We start from the raw sequence: 26,869 nt of genomic DNA, 5'->3' as shown, positions 1-26,869 counted from the left end.
CTTGTCGGTGCGGGCCTGCTCCCACGTCTCGTCGCGGGCGGCGCCAACCAGCAGTGGCAGCCGGTGTCCGAGGGGAGCGGGTACTACCACTTCGTCGCCCGCCACAGCGGCAAGTGCCTGACCGTGCCGGGATCGTCCACCGCGGACAGCGTCCAGCTGGTCCAGGCGGCCTGCAGCGGCAGCGCCGCTCAGTCGTTCAAGGTCGCCTAGCGGGTCGTGCGTGGCAAGGCGGGTTCTCCCCGCCTTGCCACGCACGACCGTCAGTCGCGCTCGATGAGGTGGCCGACCACGTCCGGGCCCGGGTGGGCGTGGCCTGAGCCGTCGCGGCGGACGTCGATCTCCGGGAGCTCCACCGGGTCTCCGTTGCGGGCCGCTCCGGCCGGGCGGGGGCCGATCCAGGCCACGCGCAACGCCGTCTCGCCCTTGAGGAAACGCTGGGCCCGGACGCCTCCGGTCGCGCGGCCCTTCGCCGGGTACTCGCTGAACGGGGTCACCTTCACGCTCTGGCCCGTTGCCGTGATCACCAGCGGTTCGCCGTGCTCGTCGTCGTCCGTGCGGACCGCGCCGAAGAACACCACCGAGCCCGAGCCGACGTTCATGCCCGCCATGCCGCCGCCCTTCAGGCCCTGCGGGCGGACCAGGGACGCCGCGTACTTCAGCAGCGACGCCTCCGACGACACGAACGCCAGCGTCTCCGAACCGTCCGTCAGCCACGTGGCGCCGACGACTTCGTCGCCGTCCTTCAGCGAGATCACTTCGAACTCGTCCGAGCGGACCGGCCACTCCGGCGCGCAGATCTTCACGACGCCGGCCTTCGTGCCCAGGGCCAGGCCCGGGGAGCCCGCCGCCTGTTCGCCCAGCGGCGCGATGCCGATCACCGTCTCGCCCTTTTCCAGGGGGACCAGCTCGCGAGCCGCCATGCCGCCGCGCAGCGAGACCGTGCCTGCCTGCTCGGGCAGCACCGGCAGCGGCAGGACATCCGTCTTGAACGCGCGGCCGCGGCTGGTCACCAGGAGGATCTGCCCGCGCGCGGTCGTGTGGACCAGCGCTGCCACCGCGTCGTGCTTCACGCGGCCGTTGCGGCGACGCGTCTCCGTCGCTTCTTCGGACTCGGCCGCGGTGCGGGCCACCAGGCCGGTCGCCGACAGGATCACCTGGCACGGGTCGTCCGCGACCTCCAGGGGGCCCGACGGCTTCGACGCGGCCAGGACCTCCTTCAGATCGCCGTCGATCAGGGCGGTGCGGCGCTCGGTCGGGAAGTCCTTCGCGATCTTCGCCAGCTCCGCCGAGACGAGCTTCTTCAGCACCGACTCGTCGTCCAGGATCTTGGTCAGCTCCGCGATTTCCTCGCGCAGCCGCTCCTGCTCCGACTCCAGCTCGAGGCGGTCGTACTTGGTCAGCCGGCGCAGCGGCGTGTCGAGGATGTACGTCGCCTGGATCTCCGAGAGCTTGAAGCGCGTCATCAGGCCGTCCTTGGCCGCCTGCGCGTTCTCGCTTTCGCGGATGAGCCGGATCACCTTGTCGATGTTCAGCAGCGCGATCAGCAGGCCGTCGACCAGGTGCAGCCGCTCTTCGCGCTTGCGGCGGCGGTACTTCGTGCGCCGCGTGACGACGTCGTAGCGGTGCCGCAGGAAGACTTCCAGGAGTTCCTTCAGGCCCAGGGTCTGCGGCTGGCCGTCGACGAGCACCAGGTTGTTGATGCCGAACGACTGCTCCAGCGGCGTGAGCCGGTACAGGTCGGCCAGCAACGCCTGCGGATTGACGCCCACCTTGCACTCGATGACCAGCCGCGTGCCGTTCTCGCGGTCGGTGAGGTCCTTGACGTCGGCGATGCCGGTGAGCCGCTTGGACTTGTTGACCTCGTCGGTGATCTTCTCGATCACCTTCTCCGGCCCGACGCCGTAGGGCAGCTCGGTGACGGTGATCGCCTGCCGCCCGCGGCTGCCTTCCAGGGGGCCGGTCTCGACGTTCGCGCGCATCCGGACCACGCCGCGGCCGGTCTCGTACGCGCGGCGGACCTCGTCGAGGCCCAGCAGCTTGCCGCCGGTCGGCAGGTCGGGGCCGGGCACGAACTCCATCAGCTTGTCGAGCGTCGCCGACGGGTGCGTGATCAGCCACCGCGCCGCGGCGATGACCTCGCCGAGGTTGTGCGGGATCATGTTGGTCGCCATCCCGACCGCGATCCCGGAGGTGCCGTTGACCAGCAGGTTCGGGAACGCCGCGGGCAGCACGGACGGCTCTTCGAGCGAACCGTCGTAGTTCGGGCGGAAGTCGACGGTGTCCTCGCCGAGCTCGCCGACCAGCTGCATCGCCTCGGGCGACATGCGGGCTTCGGTGTACCGGCTGGCGGCCGGGCCGTCGTCGGGGGAGCCGAAGTTGCCGTGGCCGTCGATCAGGGGCGCGTTGAGGGAAAAGTCCTGGGCCAAGCGGACCATCGCGTCGTAGATCGCGGTGTCGCCGTGGGGGTGGTACTTGCCCATGCAGTTGTGGACGGCGAACCCCTCGACCACGAACTCGTGTGCTTCGCTGCCGACCTGGATGTCGTAGGTGACGTCCGGCTCGACGGGCTCGACCGACACCACTTCGAGGAACGAGAACCCCTTCAGCGCGTCCAGCCGGTCGGCCAGCGGAGAACCGATGCGGCGCAGCTTGTCGATCCAGCCGTCCTGGTGCGCCCGCGCGAGCGGGAACGAGCGATCGGCCAGTGCGGTGCCGTGCCGGTCCTTGCCGTAGCGGACCTTGGCCCCGCTCACCGCGGACAGCGAAGCGCGGAAGGCGGTTCCTTCGGTGTCGCGGAACCAGCCGCCGCCGAGGTGGGCCGCGGAGAACTCGGCCATGACCACCTTGTTGGGCAGCCGGTCGTTGCCCTGCTTGCCGCCGTAGCCGTAGGTGATCTCCGTGAGCTTTTCCAGATCGCTCTTCTTGTAGCCGATCGTGATCCACGGCGCCAGGATGCCGGCCAGTGCCGCGGCGTCGGATCCGCTGACCGAGAGACCGAGCAAGGTCTTGTGGCCGCCGGTCTCCGGATTGGTCCAGTGGTGACCGTGGATCCCGAGGTCCGCGAGCATCGCGTAGACCTGCCGGACCAGCGTCTCGCTCGTGCTGACGTAGACGATCTCGCGGTTGTTCTTGCGGATGTGGCCGTCGCCGTCGAGGAGGCCCGCGAGGAACGGCGCCCAGCTCGACCGGTCCGCGAGAACCTCCGCCGGGACGACCTTCGCGTCGCTGAGCGGGCTACCGGCCGCAAGGAGGCCTTCGTGCCGGGCGAAAGTGAGAATGTGCTGGTCGCGCCAACTCGGCTTCGCCGCGGTGCGCGTCCCCCGCGACACGCCTAGGCCGTGAGCCGTTGCCCACGCGTACACCGCGTCGAGCGGCTCCACGTCGCACATGTGGATCCGGACCCGGCCGTCCGCGTCGCGGTTGCGGTCGACCGCGAACCCTTCGGCCGTGATCAAGCCGAGGAGGTAGGCGTAGCGATCTCCGCCCGTCGAACGGTTTTCGCGGCGTGCGCTCCCGTAGGCAACAGTCTGTCGGCCGGCGAGGTCGCGGGCGTCCGTCCACGTCAGACTCGAGTCTTCCGCCAACGTCCGGAACCGCTGGCCCGGCGTCACGAGCATCGTGTGCCCGTTCGACCACGTGACCCGCACGAGTGCGGACACCGGGTTCTCGTAGACCTCGGTGACCGGCACGGCGGCACCACGGCGGTCGAGCACCTGGTCGCCGAGTTCGATCTCTTCGATCGGCCGCAGTCCGCCCGGGGTGGAGACCAGTGCGCCGCGGACGAAGCAGTCGCCGACCACGCGGGACGACTTCACATACGCGTGTGTGGGCCGGTACCCCTGCTCGTGCATGGAAAACAGGATCCGGCGGTGCACCGGCTTCAGCCCGTCACGCGCGTCCGGCAGGGCGCGCGAGTGGATGACCGAGTACGCGTACTCCAGGTAGGAGTCTTCGATCTCGGTCTTGAGCGAGTTGTCGAAGACGTGCGCACCGGGGGAGTCGAACGCGCTGGGATCGACCTTGGTGGTGGGGCCCTTGCGGCGTGCCACGGCAGAACTCCTTGGTAGCTGAGAAAACTTAAGCGTCGATGGCTTCGCGGTCGATCCGGTCCGAAGAGGCGACCAGCCAGTTCCGCCGGGGCTCGACCTTCTCGCCCATCAGCAGTTCCAGCGCGCCCTCGGCGGCTTCGACGTCGTCCATGGTGATGCGGCGGACCGAGCGGGTGGCCGGGTTCATCGTGGTCTCCCACAGCTCGTCGGCGTCCATCTCGCCGAGACCCTTGAACCGGGGCACCGGGGTGACGATGTTCTTGCCGGCCTTCTCCAGCTCGGCGAACTTCGCCTCCATCTCCTGCTGCGTGTACGTGAAGTGCGTCTCCGGGTTGCGGCCCTTCGTGACGAGCTTGTGCAGCGGCGGCATCGCCGCGTACAGCCGGCCGTCCTCGATCACCGGGCGCATGTACTTCGCGAACAGCGTGATCAGCAGGGTGCGGATGTGCGAGCCGTCGACGTCCGCGTCGGCCATCAGGATCACCCGGCCGTAGCGCATGGTCGTCAGGTCGAACGTGCGCCCGGTGCCCGCGCCGAGCACCTGGACGATCGACGCGATCTCGGCGTTCTTCAGCGTGTCGCCCAGCGACGCCTTCTGCACGTTCAGGATCTTGCCCCGCAGCGGCAGCAGCGCCTGGTACTCCGACACGCGCGCCATCCGCGCCGACCCCAGCGCGCTGTCACCCTCGACCAGGAACAGTTCGCTGCGGGAGACGCCGGTGGTGCGGCAGTCGACCAGCTTCGGCGGCATCGCCGCGCCCTCGAGGGCGGTCTTGCGCCGGGCGGCGTCCTTCTGCTGCTTCTGGGTGAGCCGGACGCGGGAGGCGTCGACCACCTTCTGCAGCACGACCTTGGCCTCGGACTTCGTCTTGCGATCCTCGGTCCAGGCCTTGACGTGCTTGTCGACGATGCCCTGCAGCACGCGGGTGATGCCGGCGGTGGACAGCTCGTCCTTGGTCTGCGACGTGAACTGCGGCTCCGGCAGCCGGACGTGGATGACGGCCGTCATGCCCTCGAGGACGTCCTCGATCGTCGGCATGTCCTCCTTGGGCTTGAGCAGCCCGCGGGTCTTGGAGATCGCCTCCTGCAACGCCTTCGCCATCGCGCGGTCGAAGCCGCGGCGGTGGGTGCCGCCGTGGACGTTGCGGATCGTGTTGGTGAAGCACTCGACCGTGCGCTCGTAGCCGGTGCCCCAGCGCAGCGCCACCTCGACCTCGGCGTGGCGCTCCACATTGGACTGCATGACGCCGGCGGCGTCGGCCGCGTTCTCCTTGTACGTGCCTTCGCCGGTGATCAGCAGCGTGCCGCAGACCGGCTTCTCACCCGACGGCGTGAGGAAGTCGACCATGTCGGCCAGGCCGTTCGGGAAGTGGAACGTCTCTTCGTTGATCGTGTCTTCGATCGCGGTGCGCAGCACGTACGTGACGCCCGGGACGAGGAACGCCGTGTTGCGCAGCTTCGACCGGACGCCTTCGACGTCGAGCGCCGCGCCGGACTCGAAGTAGCGCGCGTCGTACCAGTAGCGGATGGACGTGCCGCTGCGCTCGCCGCGCTTCATCTTGCCGACGACGTTCAGCCCGGACCGGCGGGTGAACTTCGCCTTCGGGCCCGGCCCGTCGAACGTGCCCGGGACGCCGTGCTTGAACGACATCTGGTGGACCTTGCCGTCCTGCTTCACCGTGACGTCGAAGCGGTGCGACAGCGCGTTGACCGCCGAAGCGCCGACGCCGTGCAGGCCGCCGGAGGTCTTGTAGCCGGAGCCGCCGAACTTGCCGCCGGCGTGCAGCCGCGTCAGCACCAGCTCGACGCCGGACAGACCGGACTTGGCGTGGGTGCCGGTGGGGATGCCGCGGCCGTCGTCGTCCACCTGGACGCTGCCGTCGGCGTGCAGCGTGACGACGATCTTCGTCGCGTGGCCGGCGACACCCTCGTCCGTCGAGTTGTCCACCACCTCGGAGAAGAGGTGGTTGATGCCCCGGCTGTCGGTGGAGCCGATGTACATCCCGGGTCGTTTGCGGACGGCTTCGAGACCCTCGAGATGCGTCAGGTCGTCGGCCCCGTACAAGGTCTCGGCAGTCACAGGGTCGTTCTCCCGGATCGTGGCTCGCGAAAGTGCTGGTGGTGGTGCGGACTCGCCTGCACCGTAGTGCAGGATATCCGCCACCCCCGACAACTTTCGCGCGCTCCCGCTCCCGGAGTGGCGTGCGCCGCCCCCTAACGGGGGTCGTAGCCCAGGTCGGGCCACAGGCCCAGCAGGGCTTCGATCTTCCGCGGGACCTGGAAACTGTTCCGGAAGTTCGGCTTCTCGCCGATCGCGGCGAGGGCCTTGCGGAGGTCGCCGAACGCCGGCTTGGCGGCCGACTGCCGGGTCAGCACGTAGCAGTACGTCCGGCGGGGGTAGGCGAACTCGTCGACGTGCGCCTGCAGGACGAGCCCGGGGGCCTCGATCCGCGACCCGACGAGGGGACGGCCCTGCTTCTGGCTGTAGACCGGGATCACGTGCACGCCCGCGCGCAGCGTGCGCGGCGGGTCCTGGCCCTGGCCGTCGTCGGCCCAGAACAGCTCGACGCGGAACGGCGATTCGCCGTCTTCGCCGGGGTGGGTGTACTCGCGGGACAGCTCTTCCAGGCGGTACTCCGCCTCGGCGGACGGCTCGCCGCCTTCGACCAGGCTGACCAGGTAGAGCTCGGCCGGGCGCGGCCACGACGGGCGCGGCACGTCGGTGGTTTCGGCGGTTTCGGCGGCTTCCGGCTCGGCCGCAACCGGTTCCGCGGTGGCGGGCTCGGTGGCGGCGGCCGTGGTTTCGGGCGCGCCGCCCTCGGCGGCCGGGAAACCCGCCTCCGGCTGCGCCGGGCGGGCGGGCTCGGCGGGCGACGGCGCCGGAGACCCGGTGGCCGGGGCGCCCGGCGTGGGGGAAGCGGCGGCGGGGGCATCGGACACTGCCGGGCGCACCGGCGACGCGGGCGGCGTGGCCGGGCGGACCGGCGACGGCGCGGGCGCCGCGGGGCGGACCGGCGAGGGCGGTGGCGTCGCGGCCGCGGGGCGGACCGGGGTCACCGGGCGGCTGGTCACCACCGGCCGGGCGGGGGCCGCCGCGGTCCGGGTCGCCGCCGCGGGGCGGGCCGTGACCGGCTTGCCCGCGCCGTACTGCTCCAGCAGCGGCTCCAGGTCACCCGCGGTCAGCGAGGGGCCCGCGAGGTCGCACCACTCGAGCCAGGCCTCCTGGGCCTCCTCGACGGTGTGCCGCTCGTGCGAGAGCGTGACGGCCTCGAACAGCTGCCGCGGGCCGGCGGCGGTGACGTCGGCCGAGCCGACCACCACGAACGACGGGTCGTCCTCCGCGATCACCAGCTTCGCGTTCAGGCCCCGCAGCGAGTGCACGATCACGCCCGCCTTGACCCAGTGCAGCAGCGCGTGCGGGCTCGTCGCGCCGGACAGCACGGTGTCCAGGCTCGCGTCCGTGATCAGCGTGTCGCCGGGTTGCAAGGGCAGCAGGGCCGCCGCGCCGGGCCCGACGTGACCGAAGGCGGCCACCAGGTTCCGGCGCGGGGCGAGCAAGGGGGTGATCGAGGCCCAGATGTCGCGACCGGCGAGTAGTCGTACCGAACGTTCTGCCAAACCCAGCCGAGCGAGCTCCGCGTCCATGCCCCCGACCTTAGCCGGTGCCCCTCGGACGCCTGACGGCCGGAATATCTCTTGCTTGGAAGTAGTTGAACGCGCATATAAGATGGTGCTCGCGAAGGGAGCAGGTCATGCAGTTCGGAATCTTCACGGTGGGCGACGTCACGACCGATCCCACGAACGGAACCACGCCGACGGAGCACGAGCGGATCAAGGCGATGGTCCGCATCGCGCTCAAGGCCGAAGAGGTCGGCCTCGACGTCTTCGCGACCGGCGAGCACCACAACCCGCCGTTCGTCCCGTCGTCGCCCACGACGATGCTGGGCCACATCGCGGCGCAGACGTCCAAGCTGATCCTCTCGACGTCGACGACGCTCATCACCACGAACGACCCGGTGAAGATCGCCGAGGACTTCGCGATGCTGCAGCACCTCGCCGACGGCCGCGTCGACCTGATGATGGGCCGCGGCAACACCGGCCCGGTCTACCCGTGGTTCGGCCAGGACATCCGCCAGGGCATCCCGCTCGCGATCGAGAACTACGCGCTGCTGCGCAAGCTGTGGCGCGAGGACGTCGTCGACTGGTCCGGCAAGTTCCGCACCCCGCTGCAGGGCTTCACGTCCACCCCGCGGCCCCTGGACGGCGTCCCGCCGTTCGTGTGGCACGGTTCGATCCGCAGCCCGGAGATCGCCGAGCAGGCCGCGTACTACGGCGACGGCTTCTTCGCCAACCACATCTTCTGGCCGAAGGAACACTTCCAGCAGCTGATCTCCTTCTACCGCCAGCGGTTCGAGCACTACGGCCACGGCTCGGCGGACCAGGCGATCGTCGGCCTGGGCGGCCAGGCGTTCATCCGGCCCAAGTCCCAGGACGCGTGGAACGAGTTCCGGCCGTACTTCGACAACGCGCCGGTGTACGGGCACGGGCCGTCCCTGGAGGAGTTCACCGATCAGACGCCGCTGACCGTGGGCAGCCCGCAGGAGGTCATCGACAAGACGCTGACCTTCCGCGAGCACTTCGGCGACTACCAGCGCCAGCTGTTCCTGATGGACCACGCCGGCCTGCCGCTGAAGACCGTCCTGGAACAGCTCGACCTGCTCGGCGAGCACGTGGTCCCGGTGCTGCGCAAGGAACTCGACGCCCTGCGCCCGGCGCACGTGCCGGACGCGCCGACGCACGAATCCCTGAAGGCGGCGGCTTCGGCCGCGGTGGAGGCGACGGTATGAAGCTCGCAGTGGTGACCGCGGGCTTGTCGGTGCCTTCGTCGACCCGCCTGCTCGCCGACCGCCTGGCCGCGGCGACCGTCGCCGCGGCCGGGGAACCGGTCTCGGTGTCCGTGGTGGAGCTGCGGGACATCGCCTTGGACGTCACGAAGAACCTGCTGACCGGCTTCCCGAGCCCGCAGCTGCGCACCGCGATCGAGACGGTGACCGGCGCGGACGCGGTGATCGCGGTGACCCCGGTGTTCACGGCCGGCTACAGCGGGCTGTTCAAGTCGTTCTTCGACGTGCTCGACACGGATTCGCTGGTCGGCAAGCCGGTGCTGCTCGCGGCCACCGGCGGCACGGAACGGCATTCGCTGGTGCTGGACTACCAGCTGCGGCCGTTGTTCGGGTACCTGAAGGCGGATCCGGTGGCCACCGGCGTGTACGCGGCATCGTCGGACTGGGGCAGCGGCGAGGCTTCGGGGGCGTTGCAGCGGCGGATCGAGAAGGCGGGGGCGGAGCTGGCTTCGTCGGCCTCGGGGCGGGTCGCCGCCTCGAGCGAGCCGGATTTCGTTCCGTTCGAGCAGTTGCTGGCGGCCGAGTAAGGCGGTCACGGGTGGTGGACCCGGTACCGGAGATGGGTGACCCCTTGTCCGGCAACGACTTCCACCTGCTCCAGCTCGGACTTCCCGAGGTCGGGGTGCCCGAAGTACCGCACCCCTTCGCCGAGCAGCACCGGCACCAGGTCGATCCGCAGCTCGTCGAGCAGCCCGAGCTCCAGGCACTGCTGCGCGATCGACGGCCCGGAAACGCCGACCGTTCCGTCGCCCGCCGACCGGGCCTGCTCGACCGCGGTCGCGACGTCCGGGCAGAACGTGAAGGGCGCCAGGTGGTCGGCGGGCCAGTCCGCCGGGGGCGGGCGGTGGGTCACGACGAACGCCGTGCCGCCGCCCGGCGGCCGGCCGCCCCAGCCGTGCGTGTACTCGAACACGCGGCGGCCGCACACGAACGCGCTGTGGCGCACCGAATCCAGGAACGTGCCCAGGTACTCCGCGCTCGCCGCCGCGACCCGGAACGTCATCGGGTAGCCGATCATCGGCAGCTCGACGTCCCCGGCCCGGTACCAGTCGAAGAGCGGCCCGACGCTGTCGTCGGGCCGGGCCACGAATCCGTCGAGCGACATGCAGAAACTCGCCACCACTCCGGGCATCGCCCGCACCTCCTGGTCAACCATTTGGTTTATCAACCAATGGATTGAGTAAAGCACGGGAAGGTGCCGAAAGTAAGGGGTCGTCCCGGTCGTCCGGCAGCGGCGGCCGCCACCCCGCGCTGCCTACCTTCACCCCATGATCAGGCTTCTCCTCGCGCTGGCGGCCCTCCTGACGGCCACGGCGACCCCGGCCGCGGCGGCCCCGCGCCCGGACATCGACAGCTACGTCCGCGCCTACCTGGACCACACCGGCCTCCCCGGCGCGGCCGTCGCGATCACCCACGGCGACGAAGTGGTCCGGACCGCCGGCTACGGCCACGACGCCGCGGGCGCGCCGCTGACCGCGGAGACCCGGCTGCCGATCGCGTCGGTGAGCAAGTCCATGACGGCCTTCACCGTCCTGCAGCTCGCCGAAGCCGGCCGGCTGCGGCTGGACGAGCCCGTGACGCGGTACCTGCCCGACTTCCGGCTCGCCGATCCGCGCGGCGCGAAGATCACCGTCCGGATGCTGCTGGACCAGACGTCCGGGATGGCCGACTCCGCCTTCCCCGACCTGACCCTGCCGCAGCCGCACACCCTCGCCGAGGCCGTGGCCCGGCTGAAGGACGCGGAACTCGCCGGCGAGCCGGGCACCACGTTCCACTACCACAACCCGAACTACGAGGTCGCCGCGCGGATCGTCGAGGTCGTGGCCGGGCAACCGTTCGCGGACCACCTCGCCGGGCACCTCTTCCGGCCGCTGGGGATGACCGGCAGCACCGCCGTGGACGCGCCGCCGTCCGGGACCGAGGGGTACGTCCGGGCGTTCGGGATCGAGGTGCCGGCGTCCGAACCGGACTGGTTCACCGGCGGCAGTCACGGCGTGCTCAGCACCGCGGCGGACCTGGCGAAGTGGCTGCGGGCGCAGCAGGACGGCGGCGGGGTGCTGACCCCGGAATCGGTCCGGACCGCCCACACGCCCGCGCCCGGACGCGACTACGCGCTGGGCTGGCGCGTCCGGGACGGGCGGACGTCGCACACCGGCGAGTTGTTCACCCACACCGCGGCGCAGGTGCTGCTGCCCGGCGGGTACGGCGTCGCCGTGCTCGCGAACACCGGGCTGGCCCTGGACAACGACGCGGAGCTGCTGGCCCAGGGCCTCGCGAGCCTGCTGGAAGGCGGCACGCCGGAGCCGGCCCTGCCCGCCGGGGTGGTCGCGGACCGGGTGCTCGGCGCCCTGGCGCTGCTCGTGGTGGGCCTCGCCGTCCTGGGCGTCCGCCGGGCCGGGCGGAAGCCCCGGTGGTGGCGGGTCGCGCCGCCGCTGCTGCCGCTCGTCCCGCTGGTGTTCCTGCCGCAGCTGCTCGGGTGGGTATTCGCCGGACGGCGGGGTACCTACGCCCAGGTGCTCTACGTCTGGCCGGGGCTCGTGGCCGCGCTCGGCGTGGCCGCGCTGGCGGGGCTGACGGTGGCCGCGGCCAGGGCCCGGGTCCTGGCGAGTGGCACGCGGCGCCGCGACCAGGAACAATCGGGGAAGACGAGGGGAGACGCCCAGTGGGCATCGGCAAGCAGGCGAAGCGGATCCTGATCACCGTGGCGGGTGCGGTCCTGCTGGTGGTCGGCGTGGTGCTGCTCGTCCTCCCCGGCCCCGGGCTGCTGCTCGTGCTCGCCGGGCTCCTGGTGCTGGCCTCGGAGTTCCCGGCGCTGGAGAAGTACGTCGACCCGGTGCGCGACCGCGCGATGAAGGCGGCCGAGGACAGCGTGTCGTCGCCGCTGCGGATCGCCGGATCGGTGCTGGCCGGGCTGGCGCTGCTGGCGGCGGGGATCGTCTGGGGCACGGTGAAGTCGCTGCCGTTCAGCGGCTGGAGCACCGGGTCGAGCCTGATCCTGTCCTCGATCATCCTGTTCGCGCTGCTGGGCTGGAGCTACCACCGGGTCAAGTCGCGGCGCGAGACCGGGGCGAAGGCGTCGACCGACCGGTAGCCGCGGCGCAATGGTCGCCCGGCAAGGGTGAAGGACGGCCCGGGGACCGCGGTCCCCGGGCCGTCCGGTTGGTTTCCTACTTCCCGCTCGAGTACAACGCGCTCACGTCCGAATCGGACAGGGCCCGGTCGTAGACGTGGACCTGGTCGACCGCCCCGTTCAAGAAGTCGACCGGGCCGCCGCCGTACTTGCCGCGGCCGATCACCGTGTGGCCCGTCGACGCTTCGCCGAGGCAGACGCTCTTCGTGGCCGCCAGCTGACCGTCCACGTACAGCTTGAGCGTGCCCGAAGCCGCGTCGCGGACGCCGACGACGTGGTACCAGCGGTTCGCTTCCGGAGCCGTGGGCGCCAGGGCCCGCGTGCCCACGAAACTCATCGCGAGCCGGTGGTCGGCGCCCGAGTACTGCAGGAAGAACGCGCTGTTGCTGTCGCCGTCTTGGCTCACGATCGTCTGGAAGCCGTCGCCGACCGCGTTGAAGCGGACCCACGCCGCCGCGCTGTAACTGCCTTCGGTGTTCACCAGGGCCGCGCCGGTGTCGGCGAACTGGCCGGAGCCGTTGGTGGCCAGTGCCGAACCGCTCTTGCCCGCGGTCCAGGACGCGCCGCCGACGAGCGTGGCGTCGTGGCTGCCGACGACGTCCTCGGCCACCGTGCCCACGTTCTCGTCGAAGGGGTAGGCGGCGATGCCGTCGATCCCGGGCGTTCCGGCGGGAACGGACGGACCGGACACCGGGGCGCCGGTGGCCCCCTTGATCACCGCGAGGTTCGCCGCGCGGACCGCCGCGAAGTCCATCTTCTTCACCTGCCGGTCGTAGGTGAAGAAGCCGTTGACCTCCTTCTCGACGTCGGTGGTCTGCGTGTAGACACCCGCGGACACCCCGCACCGCTGGGCGACCAGCAGCAGGCGCTGCTGGAGTTCGCCGTAGCGCCGGGTCAGCGTCGCGCTGTCGGGTTCCATTTCGTAGGCGAAGCTGCCCGCCGGGTCGAACTCGTGCCCGGCGACCTTGAGGCCGAGGCCGCCGTACTCGCCGTCGACCGCCGCGCGGGTGCCGCTCTGCGCCGGGGTGCCCGGGCCGGTGTAGGTGTGGTCGTCGTAGACGTCACCCTTGCCGCTGTCCGGTTCGGACCGGCAGCAGTTGACGCCGGATTCGGCGTTCACCAGCCGCGTCGGGTCCCAGGACTTGACCAGGTCGGCGATGCGGCCGACTTCGTAGTCGCCCCAGCCCTCGTTGAACGGCACCCAGCTGACGATCGACGGGAAGCTGCGGTGCTGGTCGATCATCCGCTTCAGCTCGGACTCGAAGTTGACGCGCGAAGCCGCGGACGGCTCGACGTCGTCCTTCATCGCCGGCATGTCCTGCCAGACCAGGAGACCGAGCTTGTCGGCGTAGTAGTACCAGCGGTCCGGCTCGACCTTGATGTGCTTGCGCACCATGTTGAAGCCGAGCGCCTTCTCCTGCTCCAGGTCGAACTTCAGCGCGGCGTCGGTCGGCGCGGTGTAGATGCCGTCCGGCCAGAAGCCCTGGTCGAGCGGGCCGACCTGCATGACGAACTTGCCGTTGAGCAGCATCCGCTGCTTGCCGTCGGCGGTCTTGCCGAGCCCGACCGTGCGCAGCCCGAAGTACGAGCCGACCTCGTCGCCCGACGGGACGAGCTTCACCCGCAGGTCGTACAGGAACGGGTCGTCGGGCGACCACAGGTGCGGCCGGTCCACCTTGAGCTTCAACGGCTTGTTCGCGTCGCCGGACACGCGCCCGACCGGGCGGCCGTGGTCGTAGGCCGTCGCTTCGACGCGCTGCTTCACCGGCCCGCCGACGACCGCGGTCACCGTCACGGAACCGAGGTCCGGCGTCACGTCCAGGCGGTCGATGCGCGCGGACGCGACCGGTTCCATCCAGACGGTCTGCCAGATGCCCGACGACGGCGTGTAGAAGATGCCGTCACCGGGTTGGCGCTGCTTGCCGATCGGCTGCCCGCCCTGGTCGTTCGGGTCGGCGACGCCGACGATCAGCTCCTGGTCGCGGGCGGTGGTCAGGGCGTCGGTGACGTCGACCGAGAAGGCGTCGTAGCCACCGGTGTGCCGGGAGACGGTCTTGCCGTTGACGATCACCGTCGTGTCGTAGTCGACGGCCTGGAAGTGCAGCAGGATGCGCTGGCCCCGCCAGTCGCGCGGCAGCTGGAACGTCCGCCGGTACCACATGTTCGTCTCGTGGCGCATGATCCCCGACAGCGCCGACTCGACCGGGTACGGCACCAGGATCCGCTCGCCCAGCGTCCTGCCCACCGGCGCGGCCTCCCCGGGCTTGGCCGAGGAGAATTCCCAGACGCCGTTGAGGTTCTGCCACTTCGCGCGGGTCAGCTGCGGTCTCGGGTAGTCCGGCAGGGCGTTGGTGGGGGAGACGTCGTTCGTCCACGGCGTCGACAGCGGCGGCGCGAGCCGCTGCCACTGCGGTGGCGCCGCGGCGTTCGCGGTGGGCACCGCGAGTCCGGTGAGCGCCAGGGCCAGCACGGCGGCCAGGCGGGCGGGGCGGAGCATCGTCGAACCTCCTGGTAGGGGACAGGGGTCAGCGGGTACGGGAGCGCGCGAGCAGGCGCTGGATCACCACGACGACGAGCAGGAAGGCCCCGCTCACCACGGTCTGGTAGTTGGAGTCGAGGGTGCCGATCTGGTTGATGACGTTCTGGATGAGCGTGCGCAGCAGCACGCCGACGAGCGTGCCGATGATCGTCCCGGCGCCGCCGGTGAGCAGCGTGCCGCCGATGACCACGACGGAGATCGCGTCGAGTTCGGTGCCGACACCGATCACCGTGACGCCGGATTGCAGGTAGGCGGCGGTGAGGATGCCCGCAACGCCGGCGAGCGCGCCGCTGAGCGTGTAGAGGCCGATCTTGGTGCGGGCCACCGGAAGTCCCATCAGCATCGCCGACTGCTCGGCGCCGCCGATGGCGAACACGGACTGGCCGAAGCGCGTGCGGCGCAACAGGAGCCCGCCGAGGGCGAACAGGACGAGCGTCAGGTACACCGGGACGCCGATGCCGAAGATCGTGCCCTGGCCGAGCCAGAGGAACGCCGAACCGGCGTCCACTTTGTACGTCGTCGCCCCTTCGGACGTCAGCGCCAGCAGCAGTCCCCTGGCGAACAGCAGCGACGCGAGCGTGACGATGAACGGCGCCATCCCGGTGCGCGCGATGAGCACGCCGTTGACGAACCCGATCAGCGAACACACCGCCAGGGGCAGCAGGATCGCCACGACCAGCCCGTACTGGGCGCCGTACGCGGCCAGGACACCGCCGAGCGCGTAGTTCGACCCGACCGACAGGTCGATGCCCCCGGAAATGATCACGAAGGTCATCCCGAGCGCGATCACTGCCAGGAAGGAGCTCTGCAGCGCCAGGTCCCGCAGGTTGTCCGCGGACCCGAAGCGGGGGAAGGCGAACCACGCCGCGGCCATGCCCAGCACGAGCACGACGGCCGCGCCCTGGCGTTGCAGGACTCCGGCGAAGGCGGCGTTGCGTTCCGTGGTCTGCGTTGCGGTCATCGGCTGCTCCGCTCGCGAGCGACGTAGACCGCGACGACGATGATGGCCGCCTGGACCATCTGCGCGGTCGAGTCCGGCAGGTTGTGCTTGATCAGGGTGGCGTGGACGAGCTGCATGAGCAGCGCACCGAACACGGTGCCGAGCACGCGGACCCGGCCGCCGGTCAGCGGCGTGCCGCCGACGACGACCGCGGTGATCGCGGACAGTTCCATGAGCAGCCCGAGGTCGTTGGGGTCGCTGGCGCCGAGTCTCGACGTCGCCAGCACGCCGGCCACCGCGGCCAGCGCCCCGGAGATGACGTAGACGCCGACGAGCACGCGTTTCACCGGCAGCCCGGCCAGGGTGCTCGCCGCGCGGTTGCCGCCGACGGCGACCAGGTGCCGCCCGAACGTCGTGCGCTGGACGACCAGCCCGGCCAGCACGGCGAGGACACCCGCGACGACGACCATGATCGGGACGCCGAGGACGTCACCGGTGCCGAGTTCGAGGAAGTCCCGGTTGTGCAGCTGGACGAGCTGGCCGTGCGCGATGACCAGCGCGAGCCCGCGGCCGCCGACCAGCAGGGCGAGGGTCGCGATGATCGGCTGGATGCCCAGGTAGGCCACCAGGTACCCGCTGAACAGGCCGGAGACGATCCCGGCGATGACGGCCACGATGATCGCCGTCAGTGGCCCCGCGCCCAGGTAGAGCGGGATGAGCGCGGCGGCGATCGACATCACCGAGCCGACCGAGAGGTCGATGCCCTCGGTGCCGATCACCAGCGCCATGCCGAGCGCGACGATGCAGACCGGCGCCGCCTGCACCAGCTGGGTGCGGAAGTTGGCCGCCGACAGGAAGTTCTCGGTGAACACCACGTTGAACAGCAGCAGCACGACGACGGCCAGGTAGACGCCGTAGTTCTGCAGCCACGCGGTGACCTTCGCGCGCTCAAGGGTGGCCGTGGACATCGTTGTCACCCCCGGTGGTTTCCGCCGCGATGGCCGTCAGGACGTTCTCTTCGGTGATGCGGTCGCCGGTCAGTTCGCCGGCCACCGAGCCGTCGCGCAGGACGACCACGCGGTCGGAGCCGTCGATCAGTTCCTCCAGTTCGGACGAGATGAGCAGGACGCCGAGCCCTTCCTGCGCGAGTTCGTCGATCAGCGCCTGGACCTCGGCCTTCGCGCCGACGTCGATGCCGCGGGTCGGCTCGTCGAGCAGCAGGATCTTCGGGCCGGTGGCGAGCCAGCGGGCCAGCAGCACCTTCTGCTGGTTGCCACCGGACAGCTCCGACACCCTCTGCTCGGGACTGGCCGCCTTGATCCGCAGCCGCTCCATGAAGACCTGCACGATCCGGTCCTGCTTGGCCTTGCTGACCAGGCCGAACGGCGAGAGGGCCGGCAGTGCGGCGAGCACGATGTTCTCGCGGACGGACAGGTTCGGGATGATCCCGTCGGTCTTGCGGTCCTCGGCCAGCAGCGCGATCCCGGCCCGCATCGCTTGGGCGATCCGGCCTTTCTTGAGCGGTTTCCCGGCGAGCAGCACGCTGCCGCCGTCGAGGGGGAAGGCGCCGACGATGGCCCGGGCCGTCTCGCTGCGGCCCGAGCCGAGCAGCCCGGCCAGGCCGACGACCTCGCCGGGCCGGATGCTCACCGAGACGTCGTGCAGCTTCCGCATGCCGCTGAGGTTTTCGGCTTTGAGCAGCGGCTCGCGCTCGACGTCGTGCTCCTCGCCGAACGCCGTGACGCCCTCTTCGCGGATCTGCCGGATCTCGCGGCCGAGCATCAGCGACACGAGCTCGATGCGCGGCAGCGGCTTCAGCGGTCCACTGTGGACGACGCGGCCGTCGCGCAGCACGGTGACGCTGTCGCAGACCCGGTACAGCTCGTCCATCCGGTGGCTGACGTAGACGATCGCGATGCCGTGGGCGTGCAGCCGGTTCAGCACCTCGAACAGCGTCTCGACCTCGCGCGGTTCCAGCGAGGACGTCGGCTCGTCCATGATGACGACCTTGGCGTCGGTCGACACCGCGCGGGCGAGGGCGACCATCTGCTGGGCGCCGACCCCGAGGGTGTGCAGCGGCCGTTTGACGTCGTCGGTGATGCCGTAGCCCTTGAGCAGCTCGCGGGCGTCGGCGTACATCTTCGACCAGTCGACCAGGCCGGCCTTCGTGCGCGGCTCGCGGCCGAGGAAGACGTTGCCGGCGATGCTCATCAGCGGGACGAGGTTGACCTCCTGGTAGATCGTGGAGATCCCGGCGCGCTGGGCGTCGATCGGCCGCTTGAACGTCACCGGCTCGCCGAGGTGCCGCACTTCTCCCTCGTCGGGCTGGTAGACGCCGGTGAGCACCTTGATCAGCGTGGACTTGCCGGCGCCGTTCTCGCCGACCAGCGCGTGCACTTCGCCCGGGGCCAGCGCGAAGCTGACGTCGTCGAGCGCGAGGGTGCCGGGGAACCGCTTGGTCACCCCGGTCACCTCGAGCACCGGTGCGGTCCGCACTTCGGTGGTGGCCGTCATTTGTAGGAGTTCCCGACCTTCTGCGCCGCGTTCGTCTCGTCGTACTGGTCGTCGGTGATGACGATGCTGGGCGGGATGGCCTCGCCGTCGGCGAACTTCTGCAGCGTCTGGAAGGCCAGCGGGCCGAAGCGCGGGTTGGACTCGATCACCGCGTTGTAGCTGCCGTCGACGATGAGCTGCACGGCGTTGCGGGTGCCGTCGATGGAGACGATCTTGACGTCCTTGCCGGGCGCCTTGCCCGCCGTCTTCAGCGCGTTGACCGCGCCGACGCCCATCTCGTCGTTCTCGGCGTAGACCGCGGTGATGTCCGGGTGGCTCTGGATGAGCTGCTCCATCACGGCCTGGCCCTTGGAGCGGTCGAACTCGCCGGTCTGCTCGGCGACCACGGACAGCCCCGGCGTCTTCGCGAGCTCGTCCTTGAAGCCCTTGGTGCGGTCGGTGGTGACGTTGTTGCCGGACGAGCCGAGCAGGATCGCGACCTTGCCGGTGCCGCCGGTGACCCGCGCGGTCTCCTGGGCGGCGCGCTTGCCCTGCTCGACGAAGTTCGAGCCGATGAAGGTCAGGTAGTCGGTGCACGGCTGGGACGTCACCTTGCGGTCGATGGTGACGACCGGGACCTTCTTGGCCTTCGCCGCGTCGAGGGCGGGCTGCAGGCCGTCGGAGTTCAACGGCGCGACGATCAGCAGCTGGGCACCGCGGTCGAGCATCGACTTGATGTCGCTGATCTGGCGGTTCAGGTCGCTCTGGGCGTTGGTGACCAGCAGGTTGCCGATACCCAGCTTCGCGGCTTCGTCGCGGATGGACTGCGTCTCGGTGATCCGGAAGGGGTTGGCCTCCTTTTCGGACTGGGAGAAACCCACCACCGCGGTCTTCAGGTCGACCTTGGGGTAACCGGTTTTCTGGAGCGTGCAGCCGTCGGCGGACGGCGCGGCGGACTGGGCGCTGGCGGCCGGTCCGCCGCCGCTGGAGGGCGCCGCGGGGCTTTCTTCCCGGGCGGTGCAGGAGGTGAGGGTCAGCGCGGCGGCGGCCGCGGTGACCAGGACCAGTCGGGGACGGGAGGGCAAGAGCACGTCGACTCCTCGGGCAGCGTCGTTGGTGGCCCGCTCGCCGGGGTGATCGGGGTCACCACGGGAGCCTTGGGGTACTTTTTACATCGTTGGAACAACGTTGTAAACCGGCAGCCGTTGGCTACACTTCGTGCTCACTCTCTGAAGGGACCGCCCGTGACCGTGACGCTCAAGGACGTCGCCACGCTTGCCGGAGTGTCGGTGAAGACGGTGTCGAACGTCGTGAACGGCTACGCCTTCGTCAAGCCGGAGAACCGGCGGCGCGTCGAAGAAGCCCTCGCGGCGACCGGGTACCGGCCGAACGTCGGGGCGCGCAACCTCCGCCGCGGCCGCACCGGCTTCCTGGCGCTGATGGTGCCGGAGCTGTCCATCCCGTACTTCGGCGAGCTGGCCGGCCTGGTGATCACGGCGGCGCAGAAGCGCGGCTGGAGCGTCCTGATCGAACAGACGCAGGGGACGCGGCCGCGGGAGCGGGAGACGCTTTCGTCGCTGGGGCCGCACCTGGTCGACGGCGCCCTGGTCCACCCGGAAGCCCTGGAGGCGGCGGACTTCCCGGCCGACCCGGGCGGAATCCCGCTGGTCATGCTGGGCGAGCACGCGGTGGACGTGCCGATCGACCACGTGGCGATCGACAACGTCCTGGCCGCGAGCACGGCGGTGTCCCACCTGGCCTCGCTGGGGCGCACACGCATCGCGGCGATCGGCCGGAATCCCTCCCGCGGGACGTCGTCGCAGCGCCTGGCCGGCTACCGGGCGGCGCTGGCCGCGGCGGGCCTGTCCTATTCGGACGCTCTGGTGGCCCCGGCGGAGAAGTGGCACCGCTCGGTGGGCTCGGCGGCGATGAAGTCGTTGCTGGCCCTGCCTTCGCCGCCGGACGCGGTGTTCTGCTTCAACGACCTGCTGGCCATCGGCGCGCTGCGCGCGGTGGCCGAGCTGGGCCTGCGGGTGCCGGAGGACGTGGCGATCGTGGGTTTCGACAACAACGAAGAGAGCGCATTCTCACTCCCGTCGCTGACGACGATCGCCCCGGACAAAACGGCCCTGGCGGAGGCCGCGGTGGACCTCGTGCACCGGCGGATCACCGGCGACAAGACGTCCCCGCCGCAGGACATCCAGACCCCGTTCGCCCTGGAGATCCGCGAAAGCACCGGCGGCCGCTGACCCGCGTACCCACCCGGACGACACGCGTACCCACCCGGACGACACGCGTACATGGCCGGACGACACGCCCTCCGGGCCGGGGTTCGTCGTGTCGTCCGTTCCGGTACGCGTGTCGTCCCGCTGGGTACGCGTGTCGGCCCGCTGGGTACGGGGGTCAGCGGGCCGGCCAGTGCCAGGACGGGCGGTCCAGACGGCCCTGGCCGGACACCTTCGTCTCGCCGTACTCCTTCTCCAGCTCGACCGTGCCCACGTCGGTCACCTCGGCCAGGGCGCGGATCAGGGGCCGGGCGTGGGACACCACCACCAGCTGGGTCTCCTTCGCCGCCGTGGCGATCAACGTCGCCAGGGCCGGGAGGAGGTCCGGGTGGAGGCTCGTCTCCGGCTCGTTCAGCACCAGCAGCTCCGGCGGGCGCGGGGTCAGCAGGGCCGCCACCCACAGCAGGAACCGCAGCGTTCCGTCCGACAGCTCCGCGGCCGACAGCGGGCGCAGCAGGCCGTGCTGGCGGAACTCGACCGACAGCAGGCCGTCCTCGGAGCGGCGCACCTCCACGGTCGAGCCCGGGAAGGCCGCGTCGATCACGTCCTCGAGCTCCGCGGCCCGGCCCACCTCGATGATCGTCTGCAGGGCCGCCGCGAGGTCGGCGCCGTCGTGGGACAGCACCGGCGTGCGCGTGCCGATGCGGGGCTGGCGGGCCGGGGCGCCGGCGTCCGTGCGGAAGTGGTCGTAGAACCGCCACGACCGGATGCGTTCGCGCAGCACCACCAGCTCCGGGCACGCCCGCGGGTCCGCGAACTCGCTCAGCATGCTGTCGGTCAACCGGATCTTGAACCGTTCGTCGCCCCACGCCCCGGACGTCACGCGCGTGCGCACCGACGGGCCCGCGCGGTCCGCGAGCAACGCGGCCGGCCGCAAGTAAGGGCCCGACCAGACCGCTTCCCGCTTGAACTCCGGGTCGAGGTTGAACAGCGTCGCGCCCGGTACCGGCAGGCCCAGGTCGAGCGCGTAGCCGAACTCGTCGCCCGCGAAGCCGAGCCGCAGCCCGACGGCCTTCGTGTGCACCTTGCCCTGGACCCGTGTGGTGCCCCGGCGGACGCCGTTCTCCGGGCCGGCCCACAGCGTCGACGGCAACCCGCCCTCCCGGGCCAGTGCCGCCACCGCGCCGTTGCGGGACGCGTCCGCCAGCAGCCGCAGTGCCCGGTACAGGCTCGACTTGCCGCTGCCGTTCGGCCCGGTGACGACGGTCAGGCCGGACAGCGGCAGCACCAGGTCACGCAGCGAGCGGTAGTTCTCGACGGCCAGCGTGGTGAGCATGTCCCCGAACCTAGCCTGTCCGGCGGCGCGGAAGGCGGCCCGGCCGCGGCCGTCGGCCGGTGATCGGCGGGCTGCGGTGAGCGGCTCGTGCGCCCCGGGGCATCACGCGTGATCCAGGGGCAGCACGCCGATGCGGCCCCGATCACGCGTGATGCCCCTTGGCACCCGCGTGAAGCCCGTCAGCGCACGGGCATCGTGACTTCGTAGACGCGGGAGGCGGCCTTGCGGGCGCCGGTGAAGCCGTTGGCCCACAGGGATTCCACTTGCGACGCCTCCTGGGCGTTCGGGTCGGCGTTGGTGCAGGACGGGCCGGGGCCACCGCCGGACATCAGTTCCGAGCACGGGCCTTCGTAGTGGTCCGGCAGGCCCAGCGCGTGCCCGGTTTCGTGGGCCGCGATGCGGGTCTGGTCGTACTGCTGGGCCTGGGTGTAGTCGATGAAGATCGTGCCGCTGCCGTGGCCGTCGGTCTGGGCGTACGACCCGCGCGGGTCGTTGCCCTCGGTGTAGTGCAGCGACGCACCCGAGGAGCTTTCCTGGAGCTTGACGTTCGAGACCGCCGCGTTCCAGTGGGCCGCGCCCGCGTTGATCACGTCGCGGAAGCTGGGGGCGTCCGAGGTGTCGTAGTAGACGATCGTGGCCGCTTCCGGGGCCGCGAAGGCCGGGCCGGCCGTCAGCGGGGTCGCGATCATCGCCAGGGCGGCGGCAGCTCCGGGCAGCAGGTACTTCCTGGACATCGGGACGACTCCTTGCCGTGGGGAATTTACCGGGTCTGCGCGCGCTGGGTGTCGAACTTACGGAATCGCCCGGCGTTTGTGACCCGACTTTCGTACCGGCTTGGGGCCGTTCGGCTCAGCCGACCGGATCGGCCAGCGGGATCTCGCCTTCGCCCAGCCAGGATCCGCGCCACGCCAGATCGCCCCTGGCCAGGGGTTTCCCGCAGGCGTCGCACTTCGCGCCCGGCCGGGTGGCCTGCCCGCAGCGGGTGTGGACCAGCGTCGTCGGCCCGGCTTCCGAGGAGGTGTGGGTGTGTCCCCACGTGCCGAGGGCGTGCAGCACCGGCAACGCGTCCGAGCCGGCCTGGGTGAGGCGGTACTCGTGGCGGGTGCGGCCGCCGTCGCGGTAGGGCAGCTTCGTCAGCAGGCCGCGGTCGACGAGCTTGGCCAGCCGGGTGGTCAGCACGTTGTCGGCGATGCCGAGCTGGGCGCGGAAGTCTTCGAACCGGGTGGTGCCCGCGGTGGCGTTGCGCAGGATCAGCAGCGTCCACGGCTCGCCGAGGACGTCGGCGGCGCGGGCGATCGGGCAGGCGGCGTCCGCCCAGGTGATGCGACGGCTCATCGTGTGATCCCTTCGACCTGACTTGCTTGAAGCAAGTCTACGTCGTAGTGTCGTCCTCAGCTAGCTTGCAACGAGCAAGCCAGGTGCGAGAGGAGTTCGTCATGGAGATTTCGGGTGCGGTGGCGCTGGTCACCGGAGCCAACCGGGGCCTCGGCCGCCGGTTCGCCGCGGAACTGCTGGACCGGGGTGCGGCCAAGGTGTACGCCGCCGCGCGGAATCCGGAGTCGATCGACCTGCCGGGGGTGGTCCCGCTGAAGCTGGACGTCACCGACCCGGAGTCGATCCGGGAAGCCGCCGCGCTGGCCGGCGACGTCACGCTGCTGGTCAACAACGCCGGCTCGTCGACCGGGGCGTCGCTGCTCGGCGGGTCCATCGAGGACATCCGGCTGGAGATGGACACGCACTTCTTCGGCACCCTGGCCGTGACGCGCGAGTTCGCGCCGGTCCTGGAGCGCAACGGCGGCGGCGCGGTGCTGAACGTGCTTTCGGTGCTTTCCTGGTTCACCGCCCCGCGGGTCGCGGCGTACTCCGCGGCGAAGTCGGCGGCCTGGTCGCTGACCAACGCGCTGCGCCTGGAGCTGGCCCCGCAGAAGACGCAGGTGACCGCGCTGCACGTCGGGTACATGGACACCGACATGGCCAAGGACGTCGACGGTCCCAAGGTCGATCCGGCGGTCGTGGCGGGGCTGGCCCTGGACGGCGTCGAGGACGGCCGGTTCGAGGTGCTCGCCGACGACGTCAGCCGGAACGTGCGGGCCGGGCTCGCCGGAGATCTCACCGGGTTGTACCCCGCGCTGGTTTCCTGAAGGCGTTTTCGCCGACCCCGGAATACCGGGGTCTCCGGCGCGGGCGTATGAATAGGCGGGTGGCGGAACGCGTCGAAGCCGGAATGGGACGGACGAGAAACCGCTGGGGCGAAGGCGAACGGTTGCGCGGCGAGATCCTGGCCGCGGCCGGCCGGCTGCTCGCCGAGCTCGGCGGCGAGGACGGGCTGACGATCCGCGGCGTCGCCCGCGCCGTCGGCATCGCCCCGGCGAGCATCTACCAGCATTTTTCCGACCGTGCGGAATTGGTTCGCGGGCTGCTCGACCACGAATACGCGCGGCTGGCCGATTCCATGCGCGCGGCGGAGGAGTCAATCGGCGAAACCGACCCCGTCGGCCGGATCCGGGCGCAGATTCACGCCTACTGCGCGTTCGCGATGCAGAATCCGGGGCATTACCGGCTGATGCTCGCGAACGGCGCGTCCGACCTGGAGCCCGGCACCCGTCCGACGGGCCCGCTGCTGGACGTGATCGACCGGCTGACGGCGGGCTTCGAGCGCTGCGTCGAGGCGGGCCGCGAGCTGCGCGTGACCCCGGGCCGCGCGGCGGCGGTGGTGTTCGTCGGCGCGCACGGCCGGGTCGCGTTGTTCCACAGCGCGCTGAACCGGACCGGGGCCGAGCTGGTGGAGCCGTTCGTGGACGAGCTGGTGTCGCTGGTGTTCGCCTGATCGGACGGTGGCGGGGTCGCGGGAAGATGCTTAGCATAGCTACGTAAATTTCCGACGGCTCCGGGAGGTGTCCGGTGGACGGCGTGCCCGCGTTTCCGATGACCCGGCGGTGTCCCTTCGACCCGCCCGCCGAACTCGCCGAGCTGCCCCCGGTGTCCCGGGTGCGGCTGTGGAACGGGAGCACGCCGTGGCTGGTGACGCGCTACGGCGACGTCCGCGCGCTGCTGCGGGATCCGCGGGTCAGCGCCGACTCCGACCACCCGGGCTACCCGCACCAGAGCGCGGCTTCGGCGGCCCGCCGCCACCGCGCGAAGTCGTTCATCACCATGGACGGCGCCGAGCACGCGGCCCGGCGCAAGCTGCTGACCGGCGACTTCCTGGTCAAGAAGATGGAGGCGCTGCGCCCGGCGATCCAGCGCATCGTCGACGACCTCGTCGACGGGCTGCTGGCCGGCCCGAAGCCGGTCGACCTGGTGCCGGCGTTCGCGCTGCCGGTGCCGTCGCTGGTGATCTGCGAACTGCTCGGCGTGCCGTACGAAGACCGCGAACTGTTCCAGGACATCACGAAGGTGATGGTGTCGAGGACGGCGACGCCGGAAGAGGCGGTGGAAGCCACCGAAGAACTGCTGGCCTACCTCGGCGGCCTGGTCGAGCGGAAGGTGGCCGACCCGGGTGACGACGTGCTGAGCAAGCTGGCGGTCACGCAGTACGCGACGGGGAAGATGACGGCCGAAGAGGTGGCGTCGACGGGTCAGCTGCTCCTGGTGGCCGGCCACGAGACGACGGCGAACATGATCGCCCTCGGCACGGTGGCGTTGCTGGCGCACCCCGCGCAGCTGGAGCTGGTGCGCACGGGGGACGCGGACGTGCTGCGCCGCGCGGTCGAGGAGTTGTTGCGCTACCTGGACATCACGCACACGGGCCGCCGCCGCGTGGCGACCGAGGACATCGAGATCGGCGGCGAGACGATCCGCGCGGGCGAAGGCATCATCGCGGCGGGCGACGCGGCCAACCGCGACGCGGCGGTGTTCGACGATCCCGGCCGCCTCGACGTGACGCGCGAAGCCCGCCATCACGTGGCGTTCGGGTACGGCGTGCACCAGTGCCTCGGTCAGACGCTGGCCCGGGTGGAGCTGCAGGTGGTGTACGGGACGCTGTACCGCCGCATCCCGGGACTGCGGCTCGCGGTGCCGATGGAGGAGCTGTCCTTCAAGGACGACATGCTGGTGTACGGCGTGCACAGCCTGCCGGTCACGTGGTGACGGCGGCCTCGCCGAAGACCATGCGGTGGCCGCGGGCGGTGTCCATGTACTCGCGGACGCGGTGGATGCGCCCGTCGCGGAGTTCGAAGACGAAGCAGTAGTCGTTGGCGTAGTGGTTGCCGTTGGCCAGGGTGGCCGTCATCGTCTCCTCCACGACCACCCGGTCGCCGTCCGCGTGGAAGCCGTGGAAGGTCACGGTGACGTCGCCGGCGAAGAAGCGCGGGAAGTCCTCGGCGAGGAACCGCACGATCGCCGGCCGGCCGACGAGGTGCGAGGGGCCGCCCAGGGCGACCGCGGTGGCGTTGCCCGGCGGGGCCAGCCATTCCGCATCCTCGGTGAAGACGGCGGCGATCCGGTCCGCGTCGTGGGTGGCGAAGGCTTTCCAGGCGTTCTCGACGATGTCGCGGCTCGGCATGTCCGCGACCCTAACGGCGCGCGGCATCGGCGGGCTGGCGGATTCGCGACGTCATCCCAAGGCGGCCAGGTTCTCCGCCAGTCACGCCGAGACGAACCGCTCAGGCCCAGGTAACCCGGTACAACGTCAGCCTCCGCCGGGCCGGGGCGTCGAAGGCGCCCGTGCCGTATCCCGCCAGAAATGGCTCGTCCGGTTCGTGGAACAGCGTCAGCGAGACGAACTCCGCCGCCGGGTCGCCTCAGAACGCCCTCTCCGCGTCGATGATGCCCGACACCCGGCCGTCCCGGACCAGGATGTTGCCCGGCCACAGGTCGAAGTGGACCAGCACCGGTGTCGTGACCGATGCCAGCAGGGGCTCGTGGCGGCGCACCACGTCGGGTGCAGGGGGTCCTGGAGGTAGCCGAAGCCGTCGCCGGTCGTCTCGTGCAGGCGTGCCACGATGGCGCCCAGCTCCGCACGCAGGTGCGGGCCGGTGCCGGGCGCGCGGTTCCACGGCGTCCCCGGCACCTCCGTCATCAGCAGGAACCCCGGCCCCGCACCCACCACCGTCGGCAACGGCCCGGAAGCCAGGCGGTAGTACTCCGCCTCCGTCGCCAGCAGGTCGTGCTCGTACGTGAGGCCGGGCCCGGACGGCGCGATCTTGAGCACCAGCCGCCGTCCGTCCGCCAGCGTCACCCGGACCGCCCGGTTGTACGTCCCGCCGCCGAGGTCCTCGGCCGCCACCACCGAAGCCGGGTCGATGCCCGCTG

General features: G+C 70.9%; 22 protein-coding genes and 1 pseudogene. 9 read left to right on the top strand and 14 right to left on the bottom strand.

Annotation, left to right across the window (positions count from 1 at the left end):
- The coding region (locus ACWDN5_RS07510; protein ID WP_449675234.1) for an RICIN domain-containing protein at positions 1 to 210 on the top strand (210 nt) is incomplete at its 5' end.
- A gap of 50 nt (positions 211 to 260) precedes the next feature.
- Here ACWDN5_RS07510 and ACWDN5_RS07505 read toward each other — a convergent pair.
- The 3 genes from ACWDN5_RS07505 to ACWDN5_RS07495 form a co-directional block, all read right to left on the bottom strand.
- Entirely contained in the window at positions 261 to 4,049 is a 3,789-nt protein-coding gene (locus ACWDN5_RS07505; protein WP_449675232.1) for a DNA topoisomerase (ATP-hydrolyzing), read from the bottom strand.
- A gap of 28 nt (positions 4,050 to 4,077) precedes the next feature.
- A complete protein-coding gene (locus ACWDN5_RS07500; RefSeq protein ID WP_310975827.1) occupies positions 4,078 to 6,129 on the bottom strand; it encodes a DNA gyrase/topoisomerase IV subunit B in 2,052 nt (683 codons plus the stop codon).
- Positions 6,130 to 6,263: 134 nt separating this feature from the next.
- Positions 6,264 to 7,694, bottom strand: a complete 1,431-nt coding sequence (locus tag ACWDN5_RS07495) for a hypothetical protein (protein WP_449675230.1) — start codon at positions 7,692 to 7,694, stop codon at positions 6,264 to 6,266.
- Positions 7,695 to 7,801: 107 nt separating this feature from the next.
- Between ACWDN5_RS07495 and ACWDN5_RS07490 the strand changes: the two genes are divergently transcribed.
- Positions 7,802 to 8,896, top strand: coding sequence for an LLM class flavin-dependent oxidoreductase (locus ACWDN5_RS07490; RefSeq protein ID WP_449675228.1), 1,095 nt, complete (start codon positions 7,802 to 7,804; stop codon positions 8,894 to 8,896).
- Positions 8,893 to 9,480, top strand: a complete 588-nt coding sequence (locus tag ACWDN5_RS07485; RefSeq protein ID WP_310975830.1) for an FMN reductase — start codon at positions 8,893 to 8,895, stop codon at positions 9,478 to 9,480. The genes ACWDN5_RS07490 and ACWDN5_RS07485 overlap by 4 nt, the downstream gene beginning before the upstream one ends.
- Before the next feature lie 5 nt (positions 9,481 to 9,485).
- Here the strand turns inward: ACWDN5_RS07485 and ACWDN5_RS07480 are convergent, their stop codons facing one another.
- Positions 9,486 to 10,085 carry a dihydrofolate reductase family protein gene (locus tag ACWDN5_RS07480; protein WP_449675226.1) on the bottom strand — a complete coding sequence of 200 codons (600 nt, stop codon included), beginning with the start codon at positions 10,083 to 10,085 and terminating at the stop codon, positions 9,486 to 9,488.
- A 136-nt stretch (positions 10,086 to 10,221) separates the two neighbouring features.
- Here ACWDN5_RS07480 and ACWDN5_RS07475 point away from each other — a divergent pair, with 136 nt between their 5' ends.
- Both ACWDN5_RS07475 and ACWDN5_RS07470 read left to right on the top strand, forming a co-directional pair.
- Complete coding sequence (locus ACWDN5_RS07475; RefSeq protein ID WP_449675224.1) at positions 10,222 to 11,649, top strand: serine hydrolase domain-containing protein; 1,428 nt, start codon at positions 10,222 to 10,224, stop codon at positions 11,647 to 11,649.
- Positions 11,616 to 12,044 carry a PGPGW domain-containing protein gene (locus tag ACWDN5_RS07470; protein ID WP_310975833.1) on the top strand — a complete coding sequence of 143 codons (429 nt, stop codon included), beginning with the start codon at positions 11,616 to 11,618 and terminating at the stop codon, positions 12,042 to 12,044. Before ACWDN5_RS07475 ends, ACWDN5_RS07470 begins: the two co-directional genes overlap by 34 nt.
- A 76-nt stretch (positions 12,045 to 12,120) precedes the next feature.
- Here ACWDN5_RS07470 and ACWDN5_RS07465 read toward each other — a convergent pair whose 3' ends face one another.
- From ACWDN5_RS07465 to ACWDN5_RS07445, 5 genes are read right to left on the bottom strand one after another with little or no spacing between them, the layout of a single operon-like run.
- Complete coding sequence (locus ACWDN5_RS07465; RefSeq protein WP_449675222.1) at positions 12,121 to 14,580, bottom strand: LamG-like jellyroll fold domain-containing protein; 2,460 nt, start codon at positions 14,578 to 14,580, stop codon at positions 12,121 to 12,123.
- Between the two features lie 28 nt (positions 14,581 to 14,608).
- The gene (locus ACWDN5_RS07460; protein WP_310975835.1) at positions 14,609 to 15,583 is read right to left on the bottom strand and encodes an ABC transporter permease; all 975 of its coding nucleotides are present in this window, start codon (positions 15,581 to 15,583) and stop codon (positions 14,609 to 14,611) included.
- The gene (locus ACWDN5_RS07455; protein WP_310975836.1) at positions 15,580 to 16,530 is read right to left on the bottom strand and encodes an ABC transporter permease; all 951 of its coding nucleotides are present in this window, start codon (positions 16,528 to 16,530) and stop codon (positions 15,580 to 15,582) included. The genes ACWDN5_RS07460 and ACWDN5_RS07455 overlap by 4 nt, the downstream gene beginning before the upstream one ends.
- Positions 16,511 to 18,076, bottom strand: a complete 1,566-nt coding sequence (locus tag ACWDN5_RS07450; protein WP_310975837.1) for a sugar ABC transporter ATP-binding protein — start codon at positions 18,074 to 18,076, stop codon at positions 16,511 to 16,513. Before ACWDN5_RS07450 ends, ACWDN5_RS07455 begins: the two co-directional genes overlap by 20 nt.
- On the bottom strand, positions 18,073 to 19,146 hold the full coding sequence (locus ACWDN5_RS07445; RefSeq protein WP_310975838.1) for an ABC transporter substrate-binding protein: 1,074 nt from the start codon (positions 19,144 to 19,146) through the stop codon (positions 18,073 to 18,075). Before ACWDN5_RS07445 ends, ACWDN5_RS07450 begins: the two co-directional genes overlap by 4 nt.
- A 153-nt stretch (positions 19,147 to 19,299) precedes the next feature.
- On the opposite strand from ACWDN5_RS07445, the gene ACWDN5_RS07440 reads away from it, so the two are divergent.
- Positions 19,300 to 20,304 (top strand): LacI family DNA-binding transcriptional regulator, encoded by a 1,005-nt coding sequence (locus tag ACWDN5_RS07440; protein ID WP_449675218.1) that lies wholly within the window; start codon positions 19,300 to 19,302, stop codon positions 20,302 to 20,304.
- Positions 20,305 to 20,458: 154 nt separating this feature from the next.
- On the opposite strand, the gene ACWDN5_RS07435 is transcribed toward ACWDN5_RS07440, so the two are convergent.
- The 3 genes from ACWDN5_RS07435 to ACWDN5_RS07425 form a co-directional block, all read right to left on the bottom strand.
- Entirely contained in the window at positions 20,459 to 21,616 is a 1,158-nt protein-coding gene (locus ACWDN5_RS07435; protein ID WP_310975840.1) for an AAA family ATPase, read from the bottom strand.
- A gap of 179 nt (positions 21,617 to 21,795) precedes the next feature.
- The gene (locus tag ACWDN5_RS07430; protein ID WP_310975841.1) at positions 21,796 to 22,350 is read right to left on the bottom strand and encodes a snapalysin family zinc-dependent metalloprotease; all 555 of its coding nucleotides are present in this window, start codon (positions 22,348 to 22,350) and stop codon (positions 21,796 to 21,798) included.
- A 115-nt stretch (positions 22,351 to 22,465) separates the two neighbouring features.
- Positions 22,466 to 22,951, bottom strand: a complete 486-nt coding sequence (locus tag ACWDN5_RS07425; protein WP_449675216.1) for a winged helix-turn-helix transcriptional regulator — start codon at positions 22,949 to 22,951, stop codon at positions 22,466 to 22,468.
- 101 nt (positions 22,952 to 23,052) lie between these two features.
- On the opposite strand from ACWDN5_RS07425, the gene ACWDN5_RS07420 reads away from it, so the two are divergent.
- From ACWDN5_RS07420 to ACWDN5_RS07410, 3 genes are all read left to right on the top strand, one after another.
- The gene (locus ACWDN5_RS07420; protein ID WP_449675215.1) at positions 23,053 to 23,757 is read left to right on the top strand and encodes an SDR family oxidoreductase; all 705 of its coding nucleotides are present in this window, start codon (positions 23,053 to 23,055) and stop codon (positions 23,755 to 23,757) included.
- Between the two features lie 83 nt (positions 23,758 to 23,840).
- Positions 23,841 to 24,443 (top strand): TetR/AcrR family transcriptional regulator, encoded by a 603-nt coding sequence (locus ACWDN5_RS07415; RefSeq protein ID WP_310975844.1) that lies wholly within the window; start codon positions 23,841 to 23,843, stop codon positions 24,441 to 24,443.
- Between the two features lie 98 nt (positions 24,444 to 24,541).
- Entirely contained in the window at positions 24,542 to 25,705 is a 1,164-nt protein-coding gene (locus ACWDN5_RS07410) for a cytochrome P450 (protein ID WP_449675242.1), read from the top strand.
- On the opposite strand, the gene ACWDN5_RS07405 is transcribed toward ACWDN5_RS07410, so the two are convergent.
- On the bottom strand, positions 25,695 to 26,120 hold the full coding sequence (locus tag ACWDN5_RS07405; RefSeq protein WP_310975845.1) for a nuclear transport factor 2 family protein: 426 nt from the start codon (positions 26,118 to 26,120) through the stop codon (positions 25,695 to 25,697). The two genes, ACWDN5_RS07410 and ACWDN5_RS07405, sit on opposite strands and share 11 nt — an antisense overlap.
- A gap of 238 nt (positions 26,121 to 26,358) precedes the next feature.
- Positions 26,359 to 26,795 (bottom strand): annotated as a pseudogene (locus ACWDN5_RS07400) (phosphotransferase).
- Between the last annotated feature and the right edge of the window lie 74 nt (positions 26,796 to 26,869).

Source organism: Amycolatopsis sp. NPDC003731, assembly GCF_053586895.1.
Note: the sequence above shows the minus strand (reverse complement) of the source record. Positions and strands in the feature narration are given on the sequence as shown.